Source organism: Serratia sp. NFX21, from assembly GCF_048517035.1.
Lineage (GTDB): Bacteria > Pseudomonadota > Gammaproteobacteria > Enterobacterales > Enterobacteriaceae > Serratia > Serratia quinivorans.
On the sequence record NZ_CP183196.1, the window covers coordinates 75153 to 87131 of the forward strand.

Here is an 11979-nt window from a genome sequence, read left to right on the forward strand (position 1 = left end):
CCTTCACCTCTGCTGTTCCAGCCTGTTTCATTCATCATACTGGCAGCTCATCCTACTGACAAAGACGCCAATAATTTATTACCCCCACCCATTACTCCCGAATGGGTAGAATTCGCATTAACTGGCTCGTTTCAGCTAAAGATGAATAAAAACCGCAACTTATCAAATAACGATAAAAATCATTCATATACCACATTAGAGGTATATGGAGGGGCGCTTGATTTGCATCAATAAATTGCCCACAGGGAGGAATAAGGTAACGCTAGGAAACCAGAATTTTGAGGCAATAATGAGCAGAGTCAAACTCGCTGTCATCGGCAATGGCATGGTCGGCCACCGGTTTATCGAAGATCTGTTGGAAAAAGCAGACAAAGACCAATTCGACATCACCGTATTTTGTGAAGAGCCGCGCATCGCCTACGATCGCGTACACCTTTCTTCTTATTTCTCCCACCACACCGCCGAAGAACTTTCACTGGTACGTGAAGGCTTTTACGAGAAGCAGGGCGTGAAAGTTTTGGTTGGTGAACGCGCCATCACCATTAACCGCAGCGAGAAAGTCATTCACTCTAATACCGGCCGCACCGTCTACTACGACAAACTGATCATGGCCACCGGTTCTTATCCGTGGATCCCACCGATCAAAGGCTCCGAAAGTCAGGACTGTTTCGTCTACCGCACCATTGAAGATCTGAACGCCATCGAAGCCTGCGCCCGCCGCAGCAAACGCGGTGCGGTGGTCGGCGGTGGCCTGTTGGGGCTGGAAGCCGCCGGTGCGCTGAAAAGCCTCGGTGTTGAAACTCACGTTATCGAGTTTGCGCCGGTACTGATGGCCGAACAGCTCGATCCGATGGGCGGCGATCAACTGCGCCGCAAGATTGAACGCATGGGCGTCAAAGTCCATACCGGTAAAAATACCCAGGAAATCGTCAACGGCGGTGAACAGGCGCGCAAAACCATGCAGTTTGCCGACGGTACCGCGCTGGAAGTGGACTTTATCGTCTTCTCCACCGGCATCCGCGCCCAGGACAAACTGGCCCATCAGTGCGGTCTGGCCACTGCCCGCCGCGGCGGCATCGTGATTAACGACAGTTGCCAGACCTCCGATCCTGACGTTTACGCCATCGGCGAATGCGCCTCATGGCGTGAGCGCACCTTCGGACTGGTAGCCCCAGGCTATAAAATGGCGCAGGTTACCGCCGACCATCTGCTGGGTCGTGAAAATACCTTCATGGGTGCCGACATGAGCGCCAAGCTGAAACTGCTGGGCGTCGACGTCGGTGGTATCGGTGATGCTCACGGCCGCACCGAAGGCGCACGCAGCTACGTCTATCTGGACGAAAGCAAAGAAGTTTATAAACGCATCGTGGTCAGCGCCGACAACAAAACCCTGTTGGGCGCAGTACTGGTGGGCGACACCAGCGACTACGGCAACCTGCTGCAGCTGGCACTGAATGCTATCGAACTGCCGGAAAATCCGGACGGCCTGATCCTGCCGGCGCATGCGGGCAGCAAACCGGCCATTGGCGTCGATTCACTGCCGGAAAGCGCGCAAATCTGTTCCTGCTTCGACGTCAGTAAAGGCGATATCATCAAAGCGGTCAGCATGGGTTGCCATACCGTGGCCGCGCTCAAGTCAGAAACCAAGGCCGGTACCGGCTGCGGCGGCTGTATTCCACTGATCACCCAGGTGCTGAACGCCGAATTGAGCAAACAGGGCATTGAGGTGAACCACCACCTGTGCGAACACTTCGCTTATTCACGCCAGGAGCTGTACCACCTGATCCGCGTCGAAGGCATCAAATCCTTCGACGAACTGCTGGCCAAATACGGCAAGGGCTACGGTTGCGAAGTCTGTAAACCGACCGTAGGCTCGCTGCTGGCCTCGTGCTGGAATGAGTACATTCTCAAGCCGCAACACACGGCGCTGCAGGACACCAACGACAACTTCCTCGGCAATATCCAGAAAGACGGTACCTACTCGGTGATCCCACGCTCCCCCGGCGGCGAAATTACCCCGGAAGGGTTGATGGTGGTTGGCCAGATCGCCAAGGAATATAACCTTTACACCAAACTGACCGGCTCCCAGCGCATCGGCATGTTCGGCGCACAGAAAGACGACCTGCCGGCCATCTGGAGCAAACTGATTGCCGCCGGCTTTGAAACCGGCCACGCCTACGCCAAGGCGCTGCGCATGTCCAAAACCTGCGTCGGCAGCACCTGGTGCCGCTTTGGCGTCGGTGACAGCGTCGGGTTTGGCGTCAAACTGGAACATCGCTACAAGGGCATTCGCACCCCGCACAAAATGAAGTTTGGCGTTTCCGGCTGTACCCGTGAATGCTCCGAAGCTCAGGGCAAAGACGTCGGTATTATCGCAACCGAAAACGGCTGGAACCTGTACGTATGCGGTAACGGCGGGATGAAACCACGCCATGCCGACCTGCTGGCAGCCGATCTCGACCGCGAGACGCTGGAGCACTACCTCGATCGCTTTATGATGTTCTATATCCGCACCGCCGATAAACTGCAGCGCACCTCGGTATGGCTGGAAAGCCTGGAAGGCGGTATCGATTACCTGCGTAAGGTGATTATTGACGACAAGCTGGGGATCAACGACCAACTGGAAGCCGAGATCGCCCGCCTGCGTGATGCGGTTGTCTGCGAGTGGAAAGAAACCCTTGAGCACCCTGAAACCCAGGTGCGCTTCGCCCACTTTATCAACAGCAGCCTGCGCGATCCTAACGTCCAGGTGGTCGCCGAGCGCGAACAGCACCGTCCGGCACGTCCGGATGAACGCATTCCCGTCACCCTGCTTGAAGCCGAGGAGAACAACGTATGAGCCAGTGGACAACCCTTTGCGCCATCACCGATATTCTGCCTGGCACCGGCGTGTGTGCCCTGGTCGGCGACCAACAGGTGGCGATTTTCCGCCCCTTTGCCGACGAGCAGGTGTTTGCCATCAGCAATATTGATCCCTTCGCCCAGGCCAGCGTGTTGTCACGTGGGCTGATTGCCGAACATCAGGGTGAGCTGTGGGTCGCCAGCCCGCTAAAAAAACAGCATTTCCGCCTGCACGACGGCTACTGTCTGGAAGATGACAGTCGCTGCGTCGCGCATTTCACCAGCCGGGTTGTGGACGGCATGGTACAGGTCGCGGCCTGATATTTTTATTTAACCTCAGGGGAAGCAGCATGTTCACCGATACCATCAACAAATGTGCCGCCAACGCGGCGCGCATCGTCAGGCTGGCAAAGCACAGCCCGCTGGGCTTTTGGATCAGCTCGGCAATGGCCGGGGCCTACGTCGGCCTCGGCATCATATTGATCTTCACCCTCGGCAATCTGGTCGATCCGTCACTTCGTCCACTGGTGATGGGTGCCACCTTCGGCATCGCGCTGACGCTGGTGATCATTGCCGGGTCGGAGTTGTTCACCGGTCATACCATGTTCCTGACGCTGGGCGTCAAAGCTGGCACCATTACGCAGGGCCAGATGTGGGCCGTATTGCCGCAAACCTGGCTGGGTAACCTGTTGGGTTCGGTACTGGTGGCGCTGATGTATTATTACGGCGGCGGCAGCCTGTTGCCGGTGGACACCAGTCTGGTACACAGCGTGGCACTGGCGAAAACCACTGCACCGGCAGAAGTGCTGTTCTTCAAGGGCGTGCTGTGTAACTGGCTGGTCTGTCTGGCGATTTGGATGGCCATCCGCGTTGAGGGTGCCGCCAAATTCATCGCCATCTGGTGGTGTCTGCTGGCCTTTATCGCTTCCGGTTATGAACACTCGGTCGCTAACATGACGCTGTTCGCCCTGTCCTGGTTCGGCAATCACAGCGAAGCCTATACCCTGAGCGGGATCGGTCATAACCTGCTGTGGGTGACGCTGGGCAATACCCTGTCCGGTGCCGTGTTGATGGGGCTGGGTTATTGGTACGCCACCCCACGCGCCGAACGGCCACAGGCTGATAAAGCCGTAGCTCGCCAGACCGCATAATATTCCGGGGCGCCTTGCGCCCCACTGCTGATTGCCCCGAGGATTGCCGATGGATTACCTGCCGATTTTCTGCCAACTGCAACACAAAGCCTGCCTGCTGGTCGGTGGCGGTGAGATTGCCGAGCGCAAGGCCCGCCTGCTGCTGGACGCCGGTGCGGCTCTGACCGTCAACGCCTGTAGCTTCACCCCACAGTTCCACGAGTGGGCTGATCTTGGCCGCCTCACGCTGGCGGCCGGTGAATTCAGCGCAGAGTTACTGGCGGAAAAATGGCTGGTGATCGCCGCTACCGACAAGGTCGAGGTCAATGCGTTGGTATACCAATGTGCCAACCAGCAGCGGGTATTTTGCAACGTGGTCGACGATCCGAAGCGCGCCAGCTTTATCATGCCGTCGATTATCGATCGCTCGCCGATTATGGTCGCAGTGTCCTCCGGCGGTAAAGCCCCGGTGCTGGCACGACTGCTGCGCGAAAAGCTGGAAGCCGTACTGCCCCAACATCTTGGCAAGTTGGCACAGTTGGGCGGTTCACTACGTCAGCGGGTGAAAAAGCACTTCAGCGACATCGGCTCACGCCGCCGTTTTTGGGAAAAGCTGTTTGCCCACGATCGGCTGGCACAATCACTGGCCAATAATGACGTAGCGCTGGCGGAGCGGCAAATTGAGCAACTGTTTAGCCATCAACCGCAAGAGTGCGGCGAAGTGGTGCTGGTGGGCGCCGGGCCGGGCGATGCCGGTTTGCTGACGCTGAAAGGCCTGCAGCAAATCCAGCAGGCTGACGTGGTGGTTTACGACCGGCTGGTGTCTGATGAAATCATGACACTGGTGCGCCGCGATGCCGAACGCATTTTTGTCGGCAAACGGGCCGGCCACCATTGCGTGCCGCAGGAGCAGATCAACCAAATTTTGCTGCAGCAGGCGCAGCTCGGTAAACGCGTGGTGCGGCTGAAAGGCGGTGACCCCTTTATCTTCGGCCGCGGTGGTGAAGAGCTGGAAACCCTGGCCGACGCCAATATTGCATTCTCGGTGGTGCCGGGCATTACCGCCGCCTCCGGTTGTTCGGCCTACAGCGGCATTCCCCTCACCCATCGCGATCATGCGCAGAGCGTGCGGCTGGTGACCGGCCACGCCAAGAGTGACTGTGGGTTGGACTGGTCAACGCTGGCTGCCGGGCAACAAACTCTGGTGTTTTACATGGGCCTGACGCAGGCGGCGGACATCCAACGCCAACTGATCGCCCACGGCATGCCTGCCGCTACGCCGGTGGCGTTGGTAGAAAACGGCACTTCCTGCCGCCAGCGAGTGATCGAAGGGGAATTGAGCCAACTGGGGACGCTGGCCTTACAGGCTGCCAGCCCAAGTTTAATCATCGTCGGTAGCGTAGTCAGCCTGCGCAGCAAGCTGAACTGGTTCTCAAGCCAGGAGCCGCCGCAACCACTGGCGCAAATGGCCTGATACAGACGTAAAAAAAGCGGCCAGTGGCCGCTTTTCTTTTTGCTCGGAGCTTCACTGCGGGGAAACAAAGCCCACAGCCTGGTAAACCTTAGCCAGCGTTTCCTGAGCGCGTGCACGGGCCTTGGCAGCACCATCACGCATCACTTGCTGCAGCAGGGCCTCGTCATTACGGAAACGATGATAACGCTCCTGCAGCTCACCCAGCATGCCGGAGACCGCGTCAGCGACGGCGCCTTTCAGGTGGCCGTACATCTGCCCTTCAAACTCGGCTTCCAACTGAGGGATGCTCTTGCCGGTCACGCCGGAGAGAATATCCAACAGGTTGGATACCCCTGCCTTGTTCACCACGTCATAACGCACCACTGGCGGCTCTTCCGAGTCGGTCATCGCGCGTTTGATCTTTTTAGCCACCGCTTTCGGATCTTCCAGCAGGCCGATCACGTTATTACGGTTATCGTCCGACTTGGACATCTTCTTGGTCGGCTCTTGCAGCGACATCACGCGGGCGCCGGACTTGGGAATAAACGGCTCAGGCACTTTGAACACGTCACCGTACAGCGCGTTGAAACGCTGACCGATGTCACGGCTCAACTCCAGATGCTGTTTCTGGTCTTCGCCGACCGGCACCTGGTTGGTCTGGTACAGCAGGATATCCGCCGCCATCAATACCGGGTAGCTGAACAGGCCGGCGTTGATGTTCTCTGCATAACGAGTGGATTTGTCCTTGAACTGGGTCATGCGGCTCAGTTCGCCGAAATAGGTGTAGCAGTTCAACACCCAGCTCAGCTGCGTGTGTTCCGGTACGTGCGACTGCACGAAGATGGTGCTTTTTTGCGGATCGATACCACAGGCCAGATACAGCGCCAGCGTATCGAGCGTGGCCTTACGCAATTTTTCTGCATCCTGACGTACGGTGATCGCATGCAGGTCAACGATGCAGTAGATGCAGTCGTAATCATCCTGCATTTTTTCCCACTGACGCAGTGCACCCATGTAGTTGCCAATGGTCAGTTCACCGGACGGTTGCGCGCCGCTAAATACGATGGGCTTACTCATGTTTAAATTTCCTGATTCTCTAAAGATGACAGCCCAAGAGCGGGCAACAAATCGGCAAAGCGCTCCAACACGCGGTCGGGATGGCTCAGGGCAATGGCCTCGCCGTAGTTATAACCGTAAGTCAGTGCGGCGCTTGGACAACCTGCCCCTTGCGCAGCCTGAATATCATTGCGGGAGTCGCCGACAAACAGCAACTCGTTGGCGCGCAGGCCAAGCTTGCCGAGGACCAGATACAGCGGCGCCGGGTGCGGTTTCTTTTCCACCACGTCGTCACCGCCGATAATCAGCGAGAAGTAATCAATAATGCCCAATGCGGCCAGTAACGGCGCAACAAACGGCGTTGGCTTGTTGGTCACCAGCGCCATCGGGTAATTTTGCGCAGCCAGTTGAGCCAGGGTTTCTTTCACCTGTGGGAACAGGCGACTGCCGCTGTCGACGGTTTGCGCATAGAAATGATCGAAGCGCTCGCGCAGTTGCCCGCAGTGCTCCGGCGTGGCTTCCACTTCTGCCCAGCGCAGCGCACGCTGTACCAGCACGTCGGCGCCGTTGCCAATCCAGGTGCCCACCCGGGCCTCACCGGCCTGCGGCAGGCCCATTTCCGCCAAGGCCAGATCGATAGCGGCTGCCAACCCCGGCGCGCTGTCTACCAGCGTGCCATCGAGATCGAAAGCCAGAGCGCGGATGGCTCCAAAATCAGCCATGCGTCACCTTCGCCAACTCGCTGCGCATTTCGTCGATCACCCGACGATAATCCGGCTTGCTGAAGATAGCGGAACCTGCGACAAACATGTCCGCACCGGCGGCAGCGATCTCGGCGATATTGTCGACCTTCACGCCACCATCCACTTCCAGTCGGATATCACGACCGCTTTCGTCGATCATTTTGCGCACCTGACGCAGCTTATCCAAAGTGCCATGGATAAACGACTGACCGCCAAAACCAGGGTTGACCGACATCAGCAGGATCACGTCGATTTTATCCATCACGTAATCGAGGTAGCTGAGCGGCGTTGCCGGATTGAACACCAGGCCGGCTTTACAGCCGTGCTCTTTAATCAATTGAATGGTGCGATCGACGTGTTCGGAGGCTTCCGGATGGAAAGAGATGTAACTGGCGCCCGCTGCAGCGAAATCCGGCACGATGCGGTCGACCGGTTTCACCATCAGGTGAACGTCAATCGGTGCGGTGATGCCGTAATTACGCAGCGCCTGACAAACCATCGGCCCGATGGTCAGATTGGGAACGTAGTGGTTATCCATTACGTCAAAATGCACTACGTCGCCGCCTGCGGCCAACACGTTGGCAGTATCTTCACCCAGACGGGCAAAGTCTGCTGACAAAATGGACGGGGCAATCAAAAATTTTTTCATCCGCTATCTCCAAACGTAGGGTTCGAAATCCATAGGATAACTACGCCGGGGCGTAACCCCGGTTTAACGATACAGCGCTAAAAGCTCGTTCACTTTGCTGCGACCAAGAATATTGCGGCTGATGGTACGGCGCGCTTTCACCACGTACAGCGAGGCGTGCTGGTACCAATCACGCGTCAGCTCGGTATCATGGTTGGAAATCAATACCGGCACCTGACTTTCTACCGCAAGCTGGTGCGCCATCAGCGCCAGGCTCTGCTGGTCGGCCATGCTAAAGCTGTTGGTGTGGTAGGCGGTAAAATTCGCCGTCGCCGATAATGGCGCATACGGCGGATCGCAATACACCACGGTACCACGCTCGGCTTTTGCCATGGTATCGCGGTAATGCTCGCAGACAAAAGTGGCGTTGCGGGATTTTTCAGCGAACCAGTACAGCTCGTCCTCCGGGAAGTACGGTTTCTTATAACGTCCAAACGGCACGTTGAACTCCCCGCGCAGGTTATAGCGGCACAGGCCGTTATAGCAGTGGCGGTTCAGGTAAAGAAACAGCAGCGCACGACGGTAAGCATCGGCACTCATATTGAACTCTTCACGCAGCAGGTAAAACTGTTCTGACTTATTGAATTCATCGGTGAAAAGCAGGCGGGCATCACGCACGAAGTCATCCGTACGCAGTTTAACGATGTTATACAGATTAATAAGATCGCTGTTGATGTCGGCGAGAATATAGGCGTCGTATTCCGTGTTCAGGAAGACTGAACCCGCACCCACGAAGGGCTCGATTAAGCAGTCGCCTGCTGGTAGGTGACGACGGATCTCGTCCACCAGCGGGTATTTTCCACCAGCCCATTTTAAAAAAGCGCGGTTTTTCTTCATGCCGTCAATTAGCTACTTATTATACAATTCAGAGCGGCGGATTGTACTCTGTTTCAGACAGCACATCAGCGCACAAATTTAAGTGATTGATACCCTTCATCCTTCAAGCCGCAGCACCCTTGGCCACGCACAGTTATTCGGCCTGTCCGCAGGCAACTCCAGCCATCGGTCATGGGCGACTCTGTCCGCCCTGAGTAACAGGGGCGCAGTTTGTGCGCCCCTTCAATGCCTGAATGCAGCTTGAAATCTATCGGGTTACTTTTTCAGATCCTGCTGGACCTGACTTACAGGCCGGACCCAGGGTTTTTTCGCCTGAACATCTGCCGGCAGCGTCGCAATAGCACGCTTGGCTTCCGCAGAAGAGGCATAGTTGCCACTCACCAGCACGTACCAAGGCTTGCCGTCACGTTTAGTCGAATAGACCAGATAATGCTGTAATTTCTGCTGCTTGGCGTAGGCGTTCAACGTATCGGAACGCGAGGCGCTGCTCAGTTGCAGAGTGTAATGGCTTGCCGGTGCAGACTGCAGCGAACCGCCGCTGCCGCTAACGGCTCCTGCCTTGGCGCTGGCTGCTCCCGCTTTGGCAGAAGAGGTTGGTGCCGGCGTATACACCGTGGTTGGCGATTTATGCTGTGTGGCCGTGGCCGTCGGCTTGCTGACGGTTTTCGCCGGTGTTTTATGTTGCTGTGGCGCAGTACCCTGAACCGGGCGGACGGTTTCTTTCGCCGCAGCGCCGTTCATCAGGGTTGCCGGGGCCGTTGGCAGCGTCGAAGCTGGGCCCGTCATGCCCTGCGTAGCGGCATCAACCTGACCCTGCTGCGCTGACAATGCATCCGACATATTGCCCGGCAGATCGACACGCTGCTGCGCGCCGCCCTGCGGTGGCTGCGGTGGCGCTTCCGTCGGGGTGCTGGAGATCGGAGGAACGCTGACGGTTTGCGGCTGCGAGCTGCTGCTCACGCCGTTATTGTCATTGGTATCCGTGGTTCCGCCCGGAACACCGGTATTACCGGCAGTCAGTGACGAAGAACCTGACAGATTAATGTCCTTGGCTGCGCCATTCTGTGCGCTATCCTGTGCCGCCTCATGCTTGGTTGGCGCCTTCAACGCCGAGCCAATGCCGATAATCAGCAACAACAGCACCAAAATACCGATACCAATCATTAAATGCTGACGTGAAATGGCAAAACGCGGTCCCGGAGCCGGTTTACGCGAACGTGCAGGACGACGATCGCTGCTATCAGGTCTGAGATCGTCTTCCGGTTTAAACTCATCCATCTGAAACCCTCCAACTAGAGGCAAAAGCCCACCACTGTATACCTACCGTGGCACGGGCAGATTAACCCGATGATGGCAAAGCGACGTCAGTCATGCTTTGCACATTAATTAATATAGATGTAAACGGCGGCTAAGCCACTGTTACTTCGTCCGATTTACTTAGACATTCCGTCAGGAAAGCAAGCTGCGATCGAAGCGAGCACCATATCATGCCCCACTCCGCCACGGACTTCCGCCTGGCCAATGGCCGTCGGCAGTACCAGGCGCAATTCACCGGCCAGGACTTTCTTATCGCGCATCATATGCGGCAGATAAGTTCCCGGAGCCATTTCCTGCGGGCCACACACTGGTAAACCGGCGCGCAACAACAGTGCTTTAATACGTTCAATATCTTCGCGGGAGAACTGGCCGAGACGGTGCGCGGTTTCTGCCGCCATCACCATACCGGCGGCAATGGCCTCACCGTGCAACCATACACCATAGCCCATTTCGGCTTCGATCGCATGGCCGTAAGTATGGCCCAGATTCAGCAGCGCGCGCAGCCCGCTTTCGCGTTCGTCAGCAGCAACCACCTCAGCTTTCAGCTCGCAGCAGCGACGGATACAGTAGGCCAGAGCCTGCATATCCAGCGCCACCAGGGCATCGATATTGTTTTCCAGCCAGACGAAGAAATCGTGGTCGAGAATAATCCCGTACTTGATCACTTCAGCCAAACCAGAGGAGAGCTCACGCGCCGGTAAGGTTTTCAGGCAATCGAGATCAACCACCACAGAAACGGGTTGATAGAAGGCGCCGATCATGTTCTTGCCGAGCGGATGATTGACGGCGGTTTTACCGCCAACGGAAGAGTCCACCTGCGACAACAGCGTGGTAGGGACCTGAATAAAGCGGACACCGCGCTGATAACAGGCGGCGGCAAAGCCGGTAAGATCGCCAATCACGCCGCCCCCAAGGGCAATCAGCGTGGTATCACGACCGTGCGGCTTTTCCAACAGTGCCGAGAACACCTGCTCGAGTACGGCCAGAGATTTATACTGTTCGCCATCAGGCAAAATCACCTGATCCACCATGACGCCTGCCTGCTCCAACACCTTCCGGACGTGGTCCAGATAGAGTGGCGCCAGGGTTTGGTTGGTGACCAGCATGACCTGTTCACCCGCCTTCAGCGGCATAAAAGAAGCCGGATCGTTAAACAATCCGGCGGCTATGGTTATCGGGTAGCTGCGCTCCCCAAGCGTTACGGTAATTCTCTCCATGTCGCGCTCAGTTCTCAATGTGGTTTATCCCCGCAACGCGGGGAACACAATCAGTCTTCCGCATTTGCCGTGGCGAACACGGAAACCGCTATCAGTTGCTTTCCAGCATGTTGATTATCTGGTTGGCAACCACTTTGGCGCTTTGATCGTCGGTGCGGATGGTGACATCTGCAATTTCTTCGTATAACGGATTGCGCTCTTTCGCCAGCGCTTCAAGCACTTCACGCGGAGGAGAATCAACCTGCAGCAGCGGACGCTTTTTGTCGCGCTGGGTACGGGCCAATTGCTTCTCGATAGTGGTTTCCAGATACACCACTACGCCACGCGCCGACAGACGGTTACGCGTTTCACGCGATTTAACCGAACCGCCGCCGGTAGCCAGCACGATGCCTTGCTTTTCCGTCAGTTCATTAATGACTTTTTCTTCACGATCGCGGAAACCTTCTTCACCTTCCACGTCGAATACCCAGCCCACGTCAGCTCCGGTACGTCGCTCAATTTCTTGATCGGAGTCGAAAAACTCCATATTGAGTTGCTGAGCTAACTGACGGCCAATAGTGCTTTTGCCGGCACCCATAGGCCCAACCAGAAAGATATTGCGTTTCTCTGCCATGTTTTTCGGTATTACTAAGACAATTCGTTAATGTTAACCCGCCCCGCCAATCAAATCAGCGGCGGGACCTAAACTGAAACCTCA

11 protein-coding genes are annotated in these 11979 nt (G+C 56.6%); 4 read left to right on the top strand and 7 right to left on the bottom strand.

Features of this window, described 5'->3' with window-relative positions; translation table 11 throughout:
• Positions 1–289: 289 nt before the first annotated feature.
• From nirB to cysG, 4 genes are read left to right on the top strand one after another with little or no spacing between them, the layout of a single operon-like run.
• On the top strand, positions 290–2839 hold the full coding sequence (gene nirB / locus ACNT1W_RS00470) for a nitrite reductase large subunit NirB (RefSeq protein ID WP_115183613.1): 2550 nt from the start codon (positions 290–292) through the stop codon (positions 2837–2839).
• Positions 2836–3162 carry a nitrite reductase small subunit NirD gene (gene nirD, locus ACNT1W_RS00475; RefSeq protein ID WP_012147273.1) on the top strand — a complete coding sequence of 109 codons (327 nt, stop codon included), beginning with the start codon at positions 2836–2838 and terminating at the stop codon, positions 3160–3162. Before nirB ends, nirD begins: the two co-directional genes overlap by 4 nt.
• A gap of 29 nt (positions 3163–3191) precedes the next feature.
• Entirely contained in the window at positions 3192–3992 is an 801-nt protein-coding gene (gene nirC, locus ACNT1W_RS00480) for a nitrite transporter NirC (RefSeq protein ID WP_419246271.1), read from the top strand.
• 49 nt (positions 3993–4041) lie between these two features.
• Positions 4042–5445 carry a siroheme synthase CysG gene (gene cysG, locus ACNT1W_RS00485; RefSeq protein WP_419246272.1) on the top strand — a complete coding sequence of 468 codons (1404 nt, stop codon included), beginning with the start codon at positions 4042–4044 and terminating at the stop codon, positions 5443–5445.
• A gap of 51 nt (positions 5446–5496) precedes the next feature.
• On the opposite strand, the gene trpS is transcribed toward cysG, so the two are convergent.
• The 7 genes from trpS to aroK all read right to left on the bottom strand — a co-directional run bounded on the left by trpS (position 5497) and on the right by aroK (position 11895).
• Positions 5497–6501, bottom strand: coding sequence for a tryptophan--tRNA ligase (gene trpS, locus ACNT1W_RS00490; RefSeq protein WP_012147276.1), 1005 nt, complete (start codon positions 6499–6501; stop codon positions 5497–5499).
• Between the two features lie 2 nt (positions 6502–6503).
• The gene (locus tag ACNT1W_RS00495) at positions 6504–7202 is read right to left on the bottom strand and encodes a phosphoglycolate phosphatase (protein WP_012147277.1); all 699 of its coding nucleotides are present in this window, start codon (positions 7200–7202) and stop codon (positions 6504–6506) included.
• A complete protein-coding gene (gene rpe / locus ACNT1W_RS00500; RefSeq protein WP_012147278.1) occupies positions 7195–7872 on the bottom strand; it encodes a ribulose-phosphate 3-epimerase in 678 nt (225 codons plus the stop codon). The genes ACNT1W_RS00495 and rpe overlap by 8 nt, the downstream gene beginning before the upstream one ends.
• 63 nt (positions 7873–7935) lie before the next feature.
• The gene (gene dam, locus ACNT1W_RS00505; protein ID WP_012147279.1) at positions 7936–8748 is read right to left on the bottom strand and encodes an adenine-specific DNA-methyltransferase; all 813 of its coding nucleotides are present in this window, start codon (positions 8746–8748) and stop codon (positions 7936–7938) included.
• A gap of 255 nt (positions 8749–9003) precedes the next feature.
• Positions 9004–10026 carry an SPOR domain-containing protein gene (locus ACNT1W_RS00510; RefSeq protein WP_419246273.1) on the bottom strand — a complete coding sequence of 341 codons (1023 nt, stop codon included), beginning with the start codon at positions 10024–10026 and terminating at the stop codon, positions 9004–9006.
• Between the two features lie 155 nt (positions 10027–10181).
• Complete coding sequence (gene aroB, locus ACNT1W_RS00515) at positions 10182–11282, bottom strand: 3-dehydroquinate synthase (protein ID WP_012147281.1); 1101 nt, start codon at positions 11280–11282, stop codon at positions 10182–10184.
• Positions 11283–11373: 91 nt separating this feature from the next.
• Complete coding sequence (aroK, locus tag ACNT1W_RS00520; protein ID WP_004391482.1) at positions 11374–11895, bottom strand: shikimate kinase AroK; 522 nt, start codon at positions 11893–11895, stop codon at positions 11374–11376.
• Positions 11896–11979 lie beyond the last annotated feature (84 nt).

What these genes read in the sequence shown, in the direction of transcription:
- nirB (WP_115183613.1), top strand. Translation starts at nt 290, where the DNA reads ATGAGCAGAGTCAAACTCGCTGTCATCGGCAATGGCATGGTCGGCCAC.
- nirD (WP_012147273.1), top strand. Translation starts at nt 2,836, where the DNA reads ATGAGCCAGTGGACAACCCTTTGCGCCATCACCGATATTCTGCCTGGC.
- nirC (WP_419246271.1), top strand. Translation starts at nt 3,192, where the DNA reads ATGTTCACCGATACCATCAACAAATGTGCCGCCAACGCGGCGCGCATC.
- cysG (WP_419246272.1), top strand. Translation starts at nt 4,042, where the DNA reads ATGGATTACCTGCCGATTTTCTGCCAACTGCAACACAAAGCCTGCCTG.
- trpS (WP_012147276.1), bottom strand. Translation starts at nt 6,501, where the DNA reads ATGAGTAAGCCCATCGTATTTAGCGGCGCGCAACCGTCCGGTGAACTG.
- ACNT1W_RS00495 (WP_012147277.1), bottom strand. Translation starts at nt 7,202, where the DNA reads ATGGCTGATTTTGGAGCCATCCGCGCTCTGGCTTTCGATCTCGATGGC.
- rpe (WP_012147278.1), bottom strand. Translation starts at nt 7,872, where the DNA reads ATGAAAAAATTTTTGATTGCCCCGTCCATTTTGTCAGCAGACTTTGCC.
- dam (WP_012147279.1), bottom strand. Translation starts at nt 8,748, where the DNA reads ATGAAGAAAAACCGCGCTTTTTTAAAATGGGCTGGTGGAAAATACCCG.
- ACNT1W_RS00510 (WP_419246273.1), bottom strand. Translation starts at nt 10,026, where the DNA reads ATGGATGAGTTTAAACCGGAAGACGATCTCAGACCTGATAGCAGCGAT.
- aroB (WP_012147281.1), bottom strand. Translation starts at nt 11,282, where the DNA reads ATGGAGAGAATTACCGTAACGCTTGGGGAGCGCAGCTACCCGATAACC.
- aroK (WP_004391482.1), bottom strand. Translation starts at nt 11,895, where the DNA reads ATGGCAGAGAAACGCAATATCTTTCTGGTTGGGCCTATGGGTGCCGGC.